The sequence below is a fragment of the Aeromonas sp. 102P genome, assembly GCF_051920345.1.
In the GTDB taxonomy this organism is placed as follows: domain Bacteria; phylum Pseudomonadota; class Gammaproteobacteria; order Enterobacterales; family Aeromonadaceae; genus Aeromonas; species Aeromonas veronii.
Map to the genome: position 1 here is coordinate 1,939,041 of NZ_JBQBCZ010000001.1, position 17,474 is coordinate 1,956,514.

The 17,474-nt window shown below is 47.8% G+C and carries 14 protein-coding genes and 3 pseudogenes; 12 read left to right on the forward strand and 5 right to left on the reverse strand.

Features of this window, described 5'->3' with window-relative positions; genetic code table 11:
* Positions 1 to 246 precede the first annotated feature (246 nt).
* Entirely contained in the window at positions 247 to 1,176 is a 930-nt protein-coding gene (locus tag ACTG1K_RS09370; protein ID WP_440005160.1) for a LysR family transcriptional regulator, read from the reverse strand.
* Positions 1,177 to 1,313: 137 nt separating this feature from the next.
* Between ACTG1K_RS09370 and ACTG1K_RS09375 the strand changes: the two genes are divergently transcribed.
* From ACTG1K_RS09375 to ACTG1K_RS09385, 3 genes are all read left to right on the forward strand, one after another.
* Entirely contained in the window at positions 1,314 to 2,054 is a 741-nt protein-coding gene (locus ACTG1K_RS09375) for a hypothetical protein (RefSeq protein ID WP_440005161.1), read from the forward strand.
* Positions 2,055 to 2,389: 335 nt separating this feature from the next.
* Positions 2,390 to 4,198, forward strand: coding sequence for an EAL domain-containing protein (locus ACTG1K_RS09380; RefSeq protein WP_440005162.1), 1,809 nt, complete (start codon positions 2,390 to 2,392; stop codon positions 4,196 to 4,198).
* 2 nt (positions 4,199 to 4,200) lie between these two features.
* Positions 4,201 to 4,638, forward strand: a complete 438-nt coding sequence (locus ACTG1K_RS09385; RefSeq protein WP_440005163.1) for a hypothetical protein — start codon at positions 4,201 to 4,203, stop codon at positions 4,636 to 4,638.
* On the opposite strand, the gene ACTG1K_RS09390 is transcribed toward ACTG1K_RS09385, so the two are convergent.
* Positions 4,626 to 5,573, reverse strand: coding sequence for an IS30-like element ISAs2 family transposase (locus tag ACTG1K_RS09390; RefSeq protein WP_019706001.1), 948 nt, complete (start codon positions 5,571 to 5,573; stop codon positions 4,626 to 4,628). The genes ACTG1K_RS09385 and ACTG1K_RS09390 overlap by 13 nt on opposite strands.
* Before the next feature lie 125 nt (positions 5,574 to 5,698).
* On the opposite strand from ACTG1K_RS09390, the gene ACTG1K_RS09395 reads away from it, so the two are divergent.
* From ACTG1K_RS09395 to ACTG1K_RS09420, 6 genes and pseudogenes are all read left to right on the forward strand, one after another.
* Positions 5,699 to 6,631, forward strand: coding sequence for a hypothetical protein (locus ACTG1K_RS09395; RefSeq protein ID WP_440005164.1), 933 nt, complete (start codon positions 5,699 to 5,701; stop codon positions 6,629 to 6,631).
* Positions 6,607 to 7,974: a DUF4092 domain-containing protein gene (locus ACTG1K_RS09400; protein ID WP_440005165.1), complete on the forward strand. Its 1,368-nt coding sequence runs from the start codon at positions 6,607 to 6,609 to the stop codon at positions 7,972 to 7,974. The genes ACTG1K_RS09395 and ACTG1K_RS09400 overlap by 25 nt, the downstream gene beginning before the upstream one ends.
* A 68-nt stretch (positions 7,975 to 8,042) precedes the next feature.
* A complete protein-coding gene (locus tag ACTG1K_RS09405) occupies positions 8,043 to 8,600 on the forward strand; it encodes a hypothetical protein (protein ID WP_440005166.1) in 558 nt (185 codons plus the stop codon).
* Positions 8,601 to 8,688: 88 nt separating this feature from the next.
* Positions 8,689 to 9,893 (forward strand): IS3 family transposase gene (locus ACTG1K_RS09410; protein WP_139731354.1). Its coding sequence is split into 2 segments (ribosomal slippage): positions 8,689 to 9,007 and positions 9,007 to 9,893, totalling 1,206 coding nucleotides; the frame shifts between segments, so codons are not numbered across the junction.
* 69 nt (positions 9,894 to 9,962) lie between these two features.
* Positions 9,963 to 11,180, forward strand: a complete 1,218-nt coding sequence (locus ACTG1K_RS09415; RefSeq protein ID WP_440005167.1) for a M60 family metallopeptidase — start codon at positions 9,963 to 9,965, stop codon at positions 11,178 to 11,180.
* Between the two features lie 234 nt (positions 11,181 to 11,414).
* Positions 11,415 to 11,765: pseudogene (locus ACTG1K_RS09420) on the forward strand (IS110 family transposase); the annotation flags it as partial.
* A 49-nt stretch (positions 11,766 to 11,814) separates the two neighbouring features.
* Here ACTG1K_RS09420 and ACTG1K_RS09425 read toward each other — a convergent pair.
* From ACTG1K_RS09425 to ACTG1K_RS09435, 3 genes and pseudogenes are all read right to left on the reverse strand, one after another.
* Positions 11,815 to 12,855, reverse strand: coding sequence for an IS481-like element ISAs19 family transposase (locus tag ACTG1K_RS09425; protein ID WP_440005168.1), 1,041 nt, complete (start codon positions 12,853 to 12,855; stop codon positions 11,815 to 11,817).
* A gap of 203 nt (positions 12,856 to 13,058) precedes the next feature.
* Positions 13,059 to 14,261 (reverse strand): annotated as a pseudogene (locus tag ACTG1K_RS09430) (IS3 family transposase).
* A gap of 427 nt (positions 14,262 to 14,688) precedes the next feature.
* Positions 14,689 to 15,246 (reverse strand): hypothetical protein, encoded by a 558-nt coding sequence (locus tag ACTG1K_RS09435; RefSeq protein ID WP_440005169.1) that lies wholly within the window; start codon positions 15,244 to 15,246, stop codon positions 14,689 to 14,691.
* A 412-nt stretch (positions 15,247 to 15,658) separates the two neighbouring features.
* Between ACTG1K_RS09435 and ACTG1K_RS09440 the strand changes: the two are divergent.
* The 3 genes and pseudogenes from ACTG1K_RS09440 to ACTG1K_RS09450 form a co-directional block, all read left to right on the forward strand.
* Positions 15,659 to 15,739: pseudogene (locus ACTG1K_RS09440) on the forward strand (DUF2931 family protein); the annotation flags it as partial.
* Positions 15,740 to 15,765: 26 nt separating this feature from the next.
* Positions 15,766 to 15,942 (forward strand): hypothetical protein, encoded by a 177-nt coding sequence (locus ACTG1K_RS09445; RefSeq protein ID WP_231719607.1) that lies wholly within the window; start codon positions 15,766 to 15,768, stop codon positions 15,940 to 15,942.
* A gap of 133 nt (positions 15,943 to 16,075) precedes the next feature.
* The gene (locus ACTG1K_RS09450) at positions 16,076 to 17,443 is read left to right on the forward strand and encodes a tetratricopeptide repeat protein (protein WP_440005170.1); all 1,368 of its coding nucleotides are present in this window, start codon (positions 16,076 to 16,078) and stop codon (positions 17,441 to 17,443) included.
* Positions 17,444 to 17,474 lie beyond the last annotated feature (31 nt).

A 17,474-nucleotide genomic window follows, 5' to 3' on the forward strand; every position in this document is an offset into this window, starting at 1 on the left:
CGCTGACTGTGCAAAGGGATACGTACGAGAAAGGTCTTGGGTATTACTGAACTCCTGCATACCTTAACAACGACCTTGTGCCTGCTGGTCAAGCGCTGGTTGCTATCGGCAGACGAAGTTGAAAAGCTCTATGGAATGTTGGATCCCTTGGCCCATCAACATGCCCGGCGTCTGCGCGAGTAATTTGGCGCCGGCTCTCAAACCGCCGCGGTGCTAATTTCAACGGCCGACAATAACGAAGTTATCTTAATAAGAAGTTTTTTTATCAAAAAAATTGATAATAGAGTCAATAACTACATTGATTCTATGCGGTTGGTAGTTTCTCTTACGGTAAATTAAGTAATGAGGATGCTCAACATGATATCTCCCACTAAAACATGGAATTAATGCTCCAGCATCAAGTTCATCCATGACTGAATATAATGGTGCATGTAAAACACCAAGTCCGTTACGTGCCAACTCAATTGCAGGTTGTATCTGATCACAAGTATAACTCCCTGTCACTAATATACTTAGAATATCATTGGTAAGTGGGTCTCTATATCTCCAGATGTTTTCTTGGCGCCCTAATATTTCCAATAATATACATTTATGTGATATCAGGTCTTGTGGATGTTCAATTGGATGTGATGCAAGATATTTAGGGCTAGCAAACATTCCCATGCTAAACATTGAGACTGGGCGGGCGACAAGGGTTTCGTCTTTTGGCTGATGTAGCGAGAAATAAATGTCCCAGTCTGAAGGCATAAGTCCACAAGAATCATTAAATAATAATGAAGCGGAATTTACTGTAATAAAAGATATTGATATGTCTGGATGTTCAATCGCAATTGATGGCATTATGTGTCGAGTAAAAAATGAGATCGCAATTGCTGGTGCTGCTAGTTTTATATTCCCATAAGGATTTCTTTTATAACTCTCAATAAAATCAACAATATCATCATGAGATTGCAATAAATTATCTATACGGTGTAATAAAACCTTACCAAAGTCGGTCTTAGTTAATGAACGAGTTGAGCGATGGAATATTTTGAGTCCCAACTGTTCTTCGAAATGACTTAAAATTCGACTAAAGTTAGCTTGTGAGCTTCCCATTTTAGTTGCGGCAGCACTTATGTTTTGCTCTTGAGCAATGCGCTTTATTACTCTTAAGTTATTGATGTTAAATGACTTCATACGTCCGCCTTCTGGTTTTGAGTGACTCCGCAATAGAATATATCACATAGATGATATGAGTTCATGTGCTTTTCTGTGGTTTATTGATGGCTTTATTTTATATATAATGAAATATAATAATGATATGGAGTAGAACTATGAAAACTAACACGGCCAGGACTCAGGAGCTACATGTTTTATCTGGAGAAATACCAAGATCTAATTTTTACCTGTCTCACTCACACCGAATTTATTCACAATCATTATTTAATGGAGTAGAAAAGAATGGAGCTGAAATTACATTCCATCCTAGTACATCCTCCCCATTGCATTTTTATTCGGAATGTAATCAAGAAGTGTTGTGCAATCTTACTCGAGAGCAATTGATAACAATAGAAACATTAATTTCTAATGGGGCTATAAAGCCAACTTTTTTATTCTTTAAAGTTGAGGCTAGAATATTAAATGAAATTGTTCCTTCAATTATTGAAACTGCAAAAAGTTTAAGGGTTCATAATTCTGAATTGATAATAGATGTTCATGAACGTCTTCTTTTGTCGAGCAATCGAGTCACTGATGCAATTCATCAACTCAGTGAAAATGGTGTTTATTCGTGTCTAGGCGGATATGAATGGGAATATGAAGATATTCGACGATGCCATGTCACTTCAGGACTATATCGCTATATTCGTCTAGCAAACCCCCCAATGTACCTTAATGACGCCAATAGATTTTTGGATGTGTGCTTTGAGATGGTTGAAAAATTTGGTGCTAATATAATTGTCGATAAAATTCAAAGCCGTTCTCAGTATGAACTTTCAAAAAAAACACCATATTATGCTCTTAAAGGATATTATCTTGAGCGCCCCCAATTAATACGCATGAGTAAACGTAAATGAAAAAATCAGTTTTTTTTCCACTACATTCTCTTCACCAGAAAGGGGGGGGGGGTGATATTGTGGCTATTTGCGTATGCTTGCTTTTGTACAATTTTTTTTCAGCTCTGGGCTAGTGTCAATGATACTTATAGTGTGGTGTGGTTGCCAAATGCGTTCTCATTGCTCTTTATTTTAGCATATAGTCAAAATAAAACCTCCTCATGGTTTGTTTTTTTATTATCAACAACAGGTGTAAACTTAATAATTTACGCCTACGAAAAAGGCAATTTTTTACATACATTAGGATATATAGTAAACAGCATTGTTTTTGTTGGGGATCCTGGTGGGCCCATCTCTTGATATCACATAAATTCTCTTTTAAAGAGAAAGATAATTATGGAAATATCAATTTTTTTTGGTTGAGTGTTGTTATAGCTATAATAATGGATGCTTTAGCTATTTTTATTCCTGTGCTGCTAGGATTATTTAGTTCAAAATTAATAATTGAGTTTATCACTTGTAATCTCATCGCTTGGGTTATGGTCTACTTTGGGTCACGCTTAATATCGGAAAAGGATAAACAAAAAAAATTCTCCCTATACTGTATCAAGACAACAATTGCAGTTAGCATATTCTCCTCATTCCTGATGACTATTACCAACTGGTTCAGTCTTTACGATATTAGAGATTTAACTCATTGGGCATTAATATTTTGTGCTGTTTTGATATTAATTAAGCCGTCCGATAAAACAAGTTTTACGTGCAACTTAATTTGTGTTACTTTATTTACATTTTCATTTTTTACGAGAAAAGTGCCATTGTCAGAACAGTATATATTGGTAATGCTCCTCGTTGTTTTTAATGCGCTAAGTATATTAATTCAAATAAAATTCAAGATGGAATCTGCTCTAGCAGTAAAAGTAAAACAACTTTTACATGATAGTGAAACAGACCATTTGACAGGGTTGCTTAATCGACGTGGTTTTCTAAATGCATGTGATGCGGCGATTTTTAGTAAAAAGGAATTTTTATTAGGCTATGTTGATGTTAATAAGTTTAAAATGATTAATGACACATTAGGGCATATAGTTGGAGATACTTTCTTGTGCAAAGTGGGGGAAAAAATTTCTATAACACTTGGGGAAAATTCACTTATTGGGAGAATTGGTGGCGATGAGTTTTCATTCATTACATTTCAAAGCGATTATGAAGATATCTGTATTCGATTGTCTTTACTGAATCAACAAGAAGTCATAATCGGTAAGCATGAACTGCCGCTTTCATTATCGATTGGATGCTGTCGATATCCTCAAGATTCTGATGTGAAAGACAACTTATTCCAAATGGCAGACTCGGCTATGTTTACAGCAAAAAAACTTGGCAGTCGGAAGCCCATGCATTATTCATGTCACATGTCAGAATTTAAGCCTCCCCAATTTTCAATAACAGAATTACGTGATTTATTAGATCAGTGCTATGCTGTATATCAACCAGTAATCGATGTGGAAAATAGTTGTATTAAATATGTGGAAGCTTTAGTTCGTCACCCAGCTATTGATACAAAATTTGTTATCAATGCATGTGCATACCATCAACAATGGGATGCTTTGTTTAGTAGGATGCTAGCACTGTCAACTTTAGTTATAGATCGGTTTAGTATTCCTGTTGCATTGAATGTCGTACCATCACAACTTATGAGTGGAAATCAACTGATAGCAACATTGGAGTCTATAAATAATAAAAAATATTTTAACTATATTATTATAGAAGTGACGGAGAGTGAGCCTATTACTGAACCGACAATTTTCAATAACACAGTTGAACACCTAAAAAAAATGGGAATAAAACTAAGCTTAGATGACTTTGGTGCTGGGTTTTCATTTTTTGAGGCACTTAATGCAGGTGAGTTTGATTGTATAAAGATAGATAGAAGGCTTATCTCTGGAATAAATTCAAATAAAAAAAAGCAATCATTGCTACTAGCAGTGAAAAGATATTGTGATGATATAGGCATTAAAATTGTTGCGGAGGGGGTTGAGCATGAAAATGAGATAGCTTATTTGAAGTCAATAGACATAAAACTAATGCAAGGTTACGGATTATACATGCCAATGAGAGTGGGTTTGCTTGAAGAGTTATTAACTTCAAAAAACAATCAAATATAAACTTGGATATATTTAAAGGCATTAATGTGAATTGTAAATTAAAATTAGTATCTCTCACGTTCCTATTGTTAATAGGTTGTCGTGGTGAAATGGATAGCGTTACTTTTCCACCTGTAGCGCAGGAGCAACCAGCAACCCCTGGAGAAGGCCCGGATGGGGTGATCATACCAGGGTTAGAATCAACGCCAGATAACTCCACCGGAGATGGAGAAGGTCCCGATCCTGTTCCATTTCCAACCATGCTGCGAGGTAGTATTAGTGCGGGCTCTCTGCCTGTACTGGGTGACGTGACCTGCGTTGGTCAACAATTGGATGAATTTGGCCAATTTAGTTATCGTCTAGGTGAAACAATCACCTGTGATTTTGGTGCGGTACAGTTGCTTAATATCAGTACAACGCGAATTCAACTTCGAAGTGCGACACTCGCCTATGCCGCCTGACGGTACTCTTCGAATACCTTGACAGGCTGCCTGAATCCGAGACATTTCCGAGGTCGTAGGTTGAGCCACTGCTCCGCTCTCCTGACATCCTCGTCCGTGACCTCTCTCAGGTCTGTTCCCTTTGGGATAAACTGCCTCAACAGCCCATTGCTGTTCTCGTTCAGACCGCGCTCCCACGAAGAGTAAGGGTGCGCAAAGTAAGTCTCGGCACCCAGCGCTTCCTCTATCGCCTTGTGTTCGGCAAACTCGCCGCCGTTGTCAAAGGTGATGGTATGCACCTGCTCGATGTAGGGCGTTAACATCTCGATTATCGCATCCCGCACCACCCCAGCCTGTTTGCTCGCGACCCGCTTGACCAGATAGAGCCGGCTCTTGCGCTCCACCAGGGTGACCAGTGCACCTGTGCCTTGCTTGCCCAGCACCGTGTCCGCCTCCCAATCACCGAGCCGCTCCCGGCTATCGACGATAGCCGGCCGTTCATCAATAGAGCGGGCTTCCTTGATGGGAGAACGCAGGCTGCTCGCCCCCTTGCGGTAGCGCTTGTGGCCCTGGCGCAGATGGCGGTACAACTGGCCACCCCGGGCTTTGTCGGCGGCCACATGGCGGTATATCCACTCGTGACTCACCATGAGGCCTATCTGCTTGCCCACCGCGCTTATCTGCTCCGGGCTCCACCACCAGGCGAGTGTCAGCTCGACAAACTGGATGACATCGGCAGATAGCCGAGATTTGGCCGCACTGGCCCGTCGGTGGGTGGCGTGCTGATGCGCATTGTCTGGCTGGTAGCCCTGCGGCCCGGCGTTACGACGCAGCTCCCGGTAGAGGGTGGAGCGATGAACGCCAATGGCGCGTGCGGTGGCAAGGATGGACATCCCCTGTGCGCGAAGCACCGATAACTGGTATCGTTGCCCCTCGGTCAACTGCTGATAGCTCATGGTGATACTGCTTTTACTTTGGCGAGCAGAAGGGTACCACCAATCAGCAGTTGGCCACCTCTCGCCATTCATCCATGAGTGTCGCACTTATTATCTGAATTCCCGCAACAACTGAACCAGACTTGTTGAGCGAAAATGAAGGGCTAACAGTCTTTGATGTAATCAATAATCCGAGTCTAAGTACTGACAAAACACGTCAAGGAGCGATAGCATTGCTTGCTAGCGTTGATGTGTTACCTGGGGACAACAAAATCACTCTGTTGGCGGCTTACAGCAGTCTGATCGAACCTCTCTATGGCAAGCCTATTGATGACAAGGATATCCAAATCTATCTCGCAGGCTCGCAAGAAGAACAAACTAATAAGGTTGATAAAGGACCGAGCTCTCACGTTGATACCTCTGTTGTTCCGGCTGTGACCCCAGGTGCTAGCAACAATCTCAATAAGCCTGGCAGTTTTATTTCAGCCAATGCCGAGACTACCTATCGTTATCAGCCATCCGCTGAGGCGCAAACATCGATCACCAGTCATTTGACTGACGCTAATGGCCATCCGATTTCTGGTGTAGCCTATTTTACTGCATCATCACGGGGAGTGACTGGTGTTGATGGTGCAATGGAGCATCTGTGGGGGGAAACCATTACCTTTGGTATCGATACCTTTGTCTTTGGTGAGGTTCAGGGTAATCAATTAACTCATAAACTTACTGATGTCAGTGATAATAAACTGATTAAACAGAATATACAGGCTCTGACTGAACGCTATGCCACTTTTACTGGAGATGGCTGGGTATTTACAGACAAGGTCCATAAAGTATTTGCTCTCTATCCAAATTCCATTAATGAAATTATAAATATCGGCTTACCCAATGGTGCAAAGCTTGAAGATACCAACTTTAGCACACCAAATGAATTTACCTCGCAGTTTGAGTACGGTTTGGCAGCGCAAATCGATAAAGAGCTTGCTCAACCAACAAGCTTCCGTTTCTATCGAACTCCTGTCACTTTGAATGGATCTCAAGAGCTACGACCGAGTTGGCAGCGATCTATTCCGGTGTAGACGAATTCCACATCTTTCATAATATTGGCTCTTTTTATGGGGCATCCGGTTATGCGCAATTGATGCGTAATCTACCGCTCTCTAACCGAGCCTCCCCCTTATTGATGCCTCGAAGCGATAAAAATTTCTGGATTAAAGCGGGTGAAGAGCAAGCTTGGCAGGCAAATGCAGCCCCTTACCTTCTTGATGGAAATTTATTGAAAGAACCGCGTATGTCGGCCCGCTTGCCACTGAGTCGGCCTTCTTTGGTCAGCGCCGATAATATAAGCTTTGATTTACCAGGGATCAGTACGGGTGAGATAGGTAAGGGTAAAGTGGTCTTTATGGGGAACGTCATGTACCCTTCTGTACTATCCTGCCCTGATAGTTATTGGGCATCAAAGTCTCTCCGTATCAAAAATAATCAATGTTACTATAACGACAGTAGTTCAACTGCAATCAGCGATCCAACTCAATCGCCGATGCATGATAAAGGAAATATGGAACGCTTTATGCGTAACCTTTTTACCTTTCTTCATTCTGACTATCAAAGAGGAGGGCAACCATTAAAACTGGGCACCAATATTGCACGCGCCCTCAAATTTGACCATGGCCATCAATCAATAGATCTCTCTTCATTGATGTACCCCTTCTTTGTGGACCCTCGATTTAATATAACCACCACACAGTTAAGCAGTGGTGGTTATGCAATGCTGGATCCCATTAGTTTACCCGTACTATTATTACAGTCTTATGATATTATAGGTATAGGTGATGGCCAAGAAGTCAGAACATTGTCTGATATTCAACGTCCAACTTTGACTGCAGATGATGTAGACGACTTAATTAGTTATGTTAATCGTGGTGGTAGCATTGTATTTATGGATGCAATCTCTGAGCTCAACCCGGAGCCAATCGCTAAATTGGCAGATAGCGCAGGTATCGCATTAGGTGGCCACAACGTGGCAAAGGGTATTACCCTCCAAGCTTATTGTGGAAATAGTTATTATTGCCAAGGTAACATTACACCCAATGCGAGAGGCTCTACTACACATGATTTGGTAACCTTGGAGCTGATTGATCCTAAAGAACTTACCAGTGAATATGTCACTGTCAATCAAGATGGTAGTCTGACATGGCACAAGATCCCGAAGGTGACGGTTGCAAAGTATGAAGTCATTAAAAATAACGATGATGGTTCAACCTCCATCATTACAAAAGACGCTTTTATTCAAGTAAAGGATAGTGCCGAAAAAAAGCTGCTATTTCTGAACTGCAATCCGCATTCCCCAATGCCAAGGTCTGTAGTGATAGCTATCAATATGAGATCGGCTGTATCGATGTCCGTGATGGTCATGGCATAACCTCAGTCGGTAATTATCAGCGCCCAACTTTCACTCGTTATTCCCTTGGTGAAGAGGTGATCAATGCTATGGTCAAAGCTGCCGATCTTGGGACTAATCTCAACAAGTTGCATCAGCATGAAATATACTACCGTAGTAAGGGAAAAGTAGGGACTCGTCTATCTGCACCTGACCTGCAACAGACCTACGATAACGTCTCAGTCTGGATGTGGAATGATGAACCTTATCGTTATGAAGCCAACATCAATGATGAATTGGGTTTTAAAACCCTAGTTGAGTATCTGAATTGCTACACTAACGATCAACATGGCGGGAACTTTTCTTGTGGTGAGGCTCTTAAAAAATCGCTGATCACCAACAAGATGCTGCATGAAAACGGTGAGTTAAATCCAAGCTATCCTCTTAACTATCAAGAGAAACCGTTAACGAGGATCATGTTGGGTCGTGCCTATTGGGATCACAATATCAAGGTTGATACGACCACCTATCCTGGTCGTCCTATAGCTAGCAATGCTGAATCCACATCGGTTAGCGTGCACACTTATCACAACCCCGTCAGCGGGCTTGCAGGTAATATGCAATCAACTGGACTATGGGCACCACAACATGGTGAGGTAACCATCTAGATTGGCCCCTTGAAGATCCAGACACTTCGCCCCTCTTAACTTAAGAGGTAGTCTTGGAACTATGTTCAGTACTAGTCGCAACGAGAAGATGGTCGAAGTGTTAACAGGGGCTGAGCGCCGTCGACGCCGGACTCCGCAGGAAAAGATCTCCATCGTGCAGCAGACCTTTGAGCCCGGAATGACCGTCTCTCATGTCGCTCGCTTGCACGACGTCAACGCCAACCAGCTTTTCAAATGGCGTAAGCAATTCCAGGAAGGGTCTCTCACGGCGATCACCGCCGGTGAGGATGTTGTTCCAGCCTCCGAGTTGGCTGCTGCCATCAAGCAGATCCGAGAGCTCCAGCGTCTGCTCGGGAAGAAGACCATGGAGAACGAGATCCTCAAAGAAGCCGTGGAGTATGGTCGAGCAAAAAAATGGATTGCGCATGCGCCCTTGTTGCCGGGGGACGACGATTAAGTGCTGTGAGCCAGGCCCTTAATGTATCGCGTGCGCAGCTATCCGTTCGTGTTCATCGAAAACCAGGTTGGCAAGATGGTCGTCATCATCGCCAGCATGATGATGCTGCCTTACTTGGCCGGATCATGGAAGCGATGGCTGAGCTTCCCTCCTATGGGTATCGCCGAGTCTGGGCGCTGTTACGGCGTCAGTCAGAGGCAACACGACAGCCTGTGGTAAACGCCAAACGGGTATATCGCGTTATGCGCGATCATGGCCTGCTGCTGGAAAGAAAACCGGCGGCACCATTGGCCCAGCAGGCACATAAGGGGCGTGTTGCCGTCAAAGAGAGCAATCGACGTTGGTGCTCAGATGGCTTCGAGTTTCGCTGCGATAACGGTGAAAAACTACGAGTCACGTTCGCCATGGACTGCTGTGACAGGGAAACCTTGGACTGGGCTGCCAGTACCGGGGGTTACGACAGTGACACAGTGCAAGATGTCATGCTGAGGTCTGTCGAACGACGCTTCGGGGATGCGTTGCCGGCATCACCGGTGGAGTGGCTGACTGATAATGGCTCGGCGTATCGCGCCCATGAGACCCGCGCGTTTGCACGAGAAATCGGGTTGGAGCCCAGAACGACTGCGGTGAGAAGCCCACAGAGCAACGGTATAGCGGAGAGCTTCGTCAAGACGATGAAGCGAGACTATATCGAGATGATGCCGAAACCAGATAGCCGAACAGCGGTAGGCAACTTGGCCATCGCGTTTGAGCATTATAACGAACACCACCCGCACAGCGCCTTGGGATACCGTTCACCTCGGGAATTTCTGCGCAGTCGGGTATCACAACCCTAAGCGGGAAAAAGTGTCTGGATCTATGGGGTCAAATCCACCATCTCAGGCGGTGTGCCCGCGACCATCACTGTGGCGTTAGTAGATGATCTCACTGGTCGTGCCAAGCATGAAGTAGCTCTACGGCGTCCACCTCGGGTCAGCACAAGCTTTAAGCACGATGGCGGAAACACTCGTTTCAAGGTGCCATTTGGCGGGTTGATTTATATCTCACCACGAGCCTCTAACGATATAGCCGCAACTAGTGAATATAGCTTCAGTGGTGTGATGAAAGCGTCATTCTGGCAGGATGGTGGCTGGAAACATCCTATCAACATTGATGTGCCGCTAGCTGAGATAGATACAGGTCATCTGATCTACACTACCCCGGTCAGTAACGTCACTAACACAGATATTCCTGATTTTGTCCGTAAGATGAATTTTTTCGCTGAAGAAATAAATAACTTCTATGGACGTGATGAAACTGAAGCGTATGGCTACCACCGCCGCTTCACAAATGATGCCTTGCCAGGCCACCGTCATCGTTTCGTCAATGATATTCAGGTCAGCATTGGCTCTGCTCATTCTGGCTACCCGGTACAAAACACTAGCTTCCAAGTGGATAGAACTACGATTCCGACGGAGCCGGATAACGACTGGTTGTTGTGGCATGAAATTGGTCACAACTTCGCATCTTTGCCACTGATCATGGAGGGGGCAACCGAGGTAACGAATAACGTGCTTGCTCTATATATGCAAGAGTTGCGCCCAGAGCCCCGCAATAAGATGAGTCGTATTGAATTAGAAATTCAAAAAATGCCTCTGCTACTGTCTGCCTATAATGGCCATCTGTGGAGCGAAGGAGATGCAGGAGTGCGTCTTGTTATGTTTGGTCAGCTCAAATTATGGGCAGAGCAACACTTCTCTATCGATGAGTGGTATCGGCCTGAAGATAAGCCAAATATCTTTGGGGATGACCAAGGTTGGAACCTGTTTAAGCTTATGCATCGTAAAGCCCGTGGCGATGGTACTGGTGACCACAATGGTACCAACTATTGCTCTAGCCGTGATACGGATTTACAAGGTAGTGATCTGTTGATGGTCTGCAGTTCTTACCTAAGCGGGTATGACTTGTCAGGCTTCTTCAAGGCGTGGAATCCGGGTGAGGTCAAGACTGTATATCCAGGTGGTTACTTATACAACGGTGGTATCAGCTCAAAAGGTCTATCACGTTTGGCTGAACTTAAACTACCTGTCCCTGAGAGAGGCCCGGAGCATATTTCAAACCTGTCTGCTCATCTCAATAATTAATAAAATTAAGCGTGACGATCAAAGTGCCACCAGCAGGTGGCGCTTTTTATTCAAAAAATGGAATCTTGCACAATTGAATCTCCCCTGGTTTTCTAAATAACTGATCCCAATAGTGCTACACCTTCGCTGGATTTGACCCCATAGATCCATATTGTAGTGATGAGATGGATGCCCCCACCCAGCGCGGTCAGTTTCATACTTAGGCTGACTGCGTTCAACTTGGGAGAGCACCACATGAGCACAATCAAAGTAGTTGGTATCGATATTGCCAAGTCTGTTTTTCAGGTGTGTGTATGGATGGCTGATGGTTCTGTTGCCTGGAATCGTAAAATATCTCGCCAGAAACTGCTCCACACGTTGCGCCAGTTTCCACCGCAAACACTGATTGCTATGGAAGCTTGCTCAACATCTCACTTCTGGGGACGAACACTGATATCGATGGGCTATGACGTAAAACTCATTCCTACACAGCATGTCAAAGCCTTTGCAAGACACCAGAAGAATGATGCCAACGATGCATTAGCTATTTGTGAAACAGCTTGCCGACTATGGATCCACTTCGTATCAGTTAAAACTACAGAGCGATGTACAGATCTAGTTATCACCTGACACCGGCCTCAAACCGGTGTCTTGTTTACGCTACTTTAGTGCGCACTTCCTTCGGTATCAATTTCAGACCCTTCTTGAACATGCTGTAGGGGGTCTGACCCTCCATCATCCTGCCCTGATGTGGCCGCTGGGTGTTGTAGTGTTCCAGGTAGCTATCCAGGTCTGTCTGCATCTGTTCTACCGACTCATACCAGGTCGTTCTCCCCTTGATACGGAAGTGTTCTTCCAGCAGTGTGCGATGCAGTCGCTCGATAAAACCGTTGCTCTGCGGCCTGCGTACCTTGGTTGTCCGATGTTCAATTCCCTCCAGTTGCAGAAACAGCTCGTAGGGATGATGGTCTGGGCGCCCACAGAACTCGCGCCCGTTATCTGACAGGATGGTATAGACCCGAGCCTCATGGGCTTCGAAGAACGGCAGTACCGTTTCATTGAGAACATGAACCGAGGTCACCGGCAGCTTGCTGGTGTAGAGCCGTCCCCAGGCATGGCGACTGTAGCAGTCCAGCACGGTTTGCAGATACACCTTGCCAACCCCCTTGAGCGCGCCGACGAAGAAGGTGTCAACCGCCACCAGTTCTCCGGTGTAGTGGACCTCAATCTGGCGTTCGCGAAACTCGGGGCTGAAGCGCTCGAGCAGGCGGATCTGCTCGTCATTGAGCTCAATGGTCTGCTCCCGGTGGGTTTTCTCGAGGCGCAACAAGCGGTCGTGTTTGGAGAGCAAGTCGTGACGTTGCCACACGCCACGCACACCACCCGCACTGACATTGATGCCTTGCAGAGCCAGTTCTTGGGCGACCCGCAGCGGGCCATGAGTTGGTCTGGTGAGGGAGTAATTGAGGATGGCCTGTTCAATCTCAGGAGCGACCCGATTGGGATGAGCCCCTTTACACCCGGGCAATTTGTCGAGCAATCCCTCTGCGCCATAGGTCTGGTAGTTACGGCGAATTTCGTAGAACTGCTGACGGCTGTAGCCGATGAGCTTGCAGGCTTTGCTGACATTATTGAGCTCTTTGGCGAGCTCTAGCAGGCTGAGTTTGCGACGTGCTACTTTCTCGTTGGTGGTCATACGGTGACTCCGGATAACACGGTAGGGGTACCGTTTTGTTATCCGGTTTGAAGCCGTATGACCACTCCCTTTTGTGGGCAACTGTCAGGTGAATACCATCTCCATACACTCTGGCTAACCAACTACGGGCATTACTTGCCGAGTACGGGGTCATTATTCCAGTCGGTGGATTTGACCCCATAGATCCAGACACTTTTTCCCGCTTAGGGTTGTGATGCCCAACTGCGCAGAAATTCTCGGGGTGAACGGTATCCCAAGGCGCTGTGCGGGTGGTGCTCGTTATAATGCTCAAACGCGATGGCCAAATTGCCTACCGTTGTTCGGCTATCTGGTTTCGGCATCATCTCGATATAGTCTCGCTTCATCGTCTTGACGAAGCTCTCCGCTATACCGTTGCTCTGTGGGCTTCTCACCGCAGTCGTTCTGGGCTCCAACCCGATTTCTCGTGCAAACGCGCGGGTCTCATGGGCTCGATACGCCTAGCCATTATCAGTCAGCCACTCCACCGGTGATGCCGGCAACGAATCCCCGAAGCGACGTTCGACAGACCTCAGCATAACATCTTGCACCGTGTCACTGTCGTAGCCCCCGGTACTGGCAGCCCAGTCCAGGGTTTCCCTGTCACAGCAGTCCATGGCGAACGTGACTCGTAGTTTTTCACCGTTATCACAGCGAAACTCGAAGCCATCTGAGCACCAACGTCGATTGCTCTCTTTGACGGCAACACGCCCCTTATGTGCCCGCTGGGTCAATGGTGCAGCCGGTTTTCTTTCCAGCAGCAGGCCATGATCGCGCATGACGCGATATACCCGTTTGGCGTTTACCACAGGCTGTCGTGTTGCCTCTGACTGACGCCGTAACAGCGCAGACTCGGCGATAGCCATAGGAGGGAAGCTCAGCCATCGCCTCCATGATCCGGCCAAGTAAGGCAGCATCATCATGCTGGCGATGATGACGACCATCTTGCCAACCTGGTTTTCGATGAACACGAACGGATAGCTGCGCACGCGATACATTAAGGGCCTGGCTCACAGCACTTAATCGTCGTCCCCCGGCAACAAGGGCGCATGCGCAATCCATTTTTTTGCTCGACCATACTCCACGGCTTCTTTGAGGATCTCGTTCTCCATGGTTTTCTTCCCGAGCAGACGCTGGAGCTCTCGGATCTGTTTGATGGCAGCAGCCAACTCTGAGGCAGGAACAACATCCTCACCGGCGGTGATCGCCTTGAGAGAGCCTTCCTGGAATTGCTTACGCCATTTGAAAAGCTGGTTGGCGTTGACGTCGTGCAAGCGAGCGACATGAGAGACGGTCATTCCGGGCTCAAAGGTCTGCTGCACGATGGAGATCTTTTCCTGCGGAGTCCGGCGTCGACGGCGCTCAGCCCCTGTTAACACTTCGACCATCTTCTCGTTGCGACTAGTACTGAACATAGTTCCAAGACTACCTCTTAAATTAAGAGGGGCGAAGTGTCTGGATCTTCAAGGGGCCAATCTAACAAGGCTCTTTTGTACCCGGGGACAACCGATCCAATTTATCAATGTTGAGGACTAATTAGCGTTGGAATTCACAACCATAGAAACCGCGGTCCCAGAGAGGGCCCCATGGCCAGGGTGCGCGAGGTGACGGAAATTTCGGCGGTTCCGGCTTACCCCCCAATACCTATTCCCGAACCGCTTAAGTGAGTTGGCTGTTCCATTGCTCCCGGAACCTCACCGCCACAAAACGACCGCCATCGACCCCATGCGCGGGTGCAAAACACACGGCCCTGCCGGTGTGGCAGGGCTGTTTGTTGAGCGTGTTGATGGTTGCGCAGAACGCTGCGCGCCGCCATTACTCCTCGTAAGGGAGAGAGGAGTGGTGCAGTACGATGCGCACCTTGCCATCATCCCCCTTCTTGAAGCCCCAGGTCTTGTCAACCGTGGTCTCCTTGTTGTCGCGATCCACCAGATGCACCTTGCCCATGGTCAGCGCCATGTCGCCGTTGATATAGACGGCGGCATTGTCATAGCGGTAGCTCTGCCAGTTTTTCAGGGCGAATCCTTTGTCGGTCGGGTAGGTGGTGGTGTTGCCGACAAAGTAGGCCAGTGCCCCCTCACGGTTGGTGCGGAAGGTCTGCTCGCCACTGGCAAGGGTCGGTTTGAAGAGCACCGGCCCCTGCTGGTAGCCATAGGCGCTATCGAGGACCGATTCGGCGGTCGCCTTGGCCTGTTCAATCCCACCGGCGCGATAGTCATCGCTTATCTTGATAAGCGCCGCGCCCCAGCCATCCTGCGCGGCCTTGAGCTCGGCCTCGGTAATATTGTTATTGGTGATCTCGGCAGCGCTGAGTGCGCCACTGGCGACAAGCAGGACGAGGGCAAGGGGGCTCTTCTTGAGGTACAACATCATTGTTTTCTAGCTCCTGATAGTGATAAACGAGTGGGCAGTGTAGCGAAGAAGCATGAACGGTTTTTGAACTGCATGTTCAGGATTGGGTAACCACAAAAGGTCGGTATAGGGAAGCCATGCATATAGCCACGACAGAGGCACGTCTAGCCAAGAGCATTAGCAGCAACCACGCCTTTTGACGGGTCGCGCCCGCAAACTTGTTATCGCGTTTAAAATCAATTTATTATGTCGATAACGGCTGTTTTTCTCGCGTTACCCTATAGGCGTTCGGAATGCGCTGTTCGATGGACTGGATGTGGAGTGACGGAAATTGCGGCGGTTCTGGCGTACACCTATACCCCCAGGCAGCCATCGGAACTGGAGTATTGGTCTTAGCGTACGTTTTCGTTCCGTTGGACTTCAAACCCCGATCCCAACATGCGAAGCGTGGGCTCCTATCATGGATGCCTACAGGGCTGCCCAGCCCAAGACGGATACAGATCCGGTCTATTGATTTGGATTGCGGTTTAAGAGGTATCAATGAAGCAGTACCAAAACTGGCTGGCCCAGTATCTGATTTGTCGTCGTGATAACGACCATGCCATGGCCGCAGAATTGGCCGAGAGCATCTGTGCTTTCTGGCAGGCCAAGGGCGATAAGGCTGAGCATACCAAGTGGCAGAAGGTCTATCAGGATCACCTGCAACAGACCACCTGACAGGCAAGGTTAATGGCCAGGGAAGGCGCCGAATCAGCTTTATGCCCATCAGGTGGATGCGTAGCATAGCGGATTATGCCCGTAATACAGCAGTACCTCATCCGTTACTTTTTCATTCAGCGAAGAATTTCCCATGACACATCGAGCCTTATGGCTGGCACTGGCAGCCAGCATGCTTGCAGCCTGTTCTTCCACTGCCCCACGTACTGACACCGAGTTATCCCAAGCGGCAAAGCAGGGGGATGGACGAGCCCAGTATGAGCTGGCCAAACGCCTGGCGAGCAAGCCCGATTACCCCAATGCCATGCACTGGATGCAGCAGGCCGCTGAACAGTCTGGCCCTTTAGCAGCCGATAAAAAGATCCGCGCCAGCGCCGCCTGGCAAGTGGGGGACTGGTATCAGGCCGGGCTCGGGGAGCCCAAAAATCCGCTGCTTGCCAACCAGTGGTGGCAGCGCTCTGCGCGCCTTGGCAACACCAACGCCAGCTATCGGTTGGGGGTGATGTGCCAGGAGCAACATCAAGGCAAGCTGGCGAGTGACTGCCTCGATTGGTTCGAGCAGGCTGCTAAGCAGGATCATGCTGACGCTCAGCTGGTACTGGCCCGCTGGTACAGCACCCAACCGGGGGCCGATACGGATGCCATCAAGTGGCTTGAGCGGTCCGCAGAGCTGGGTAACCGTGATGCCCAGTACCTGCTGGGTGAACGCTATGCGCAAGGTAAAGGGGTAGTCAAACGGCCAGACCTCGCCCAGCGCTGGAACGACAAGGCTGCTGCCCAGCAGCAGCGGGATGCGTTGTTACTGCAAGCCAAACAGGCCGCCTCAACCAATGCTTTCGATGCTTATCAACGCGCTGCTACCGCTGGTTCTGCCGAGGCAGAACTCTGGCTTGGCATGGCGTATCTGACCGGGGAGCAGGTATCAGCCGACCCTGCTTTGGGACGTTACTGGCTGGAGCTGGCTGCTGGGCACGGCTCCCATGAAGCCGAGTACCAACTGAGTTTGCAGCAGGTGGACCGCGAGCAGCAGATCCACTGGTTAACTCGGGCTGCTGACGGTGGTGTACCAAAGGCATTGTTCGAGCTGGCGGAGCTACAGCATAAACAAGGTGAACTGGAGCAGGCCAGAACCAGTTATGCCAAGGCAGCTCAACAAGGGCACATTCTCGCGCAGTACACCTATGGTGAAATGCTGCGTCTGGGACAAGGCGGCAAAGAAGATTACGCACTGGCTCTCAAGCAGTATCGCCTAGCGGCCCAGCAGGGTGACCGCCAAGCCCAATACCGAATGGGGACATTGCGTGAGGAAGGCCTGGGGGCTCCGCGCAATCGGGTGCATGCTTATGCTTGGCTCTCACCGGCTGCCACAGAAGGGATGCCGGAGGCCGTGCAAGCACGTGATGATCTGGAGGCCGTGATGACCAAGCTAGAAGTCAAACAAGCGCAGAAACTCTCTGAGCACTGGTTTGGCAAGATGTTATCGCCTGCCAAGAAAAGCTAAAAAAAGAACATAGAAGGAAGCGGCCCACCAA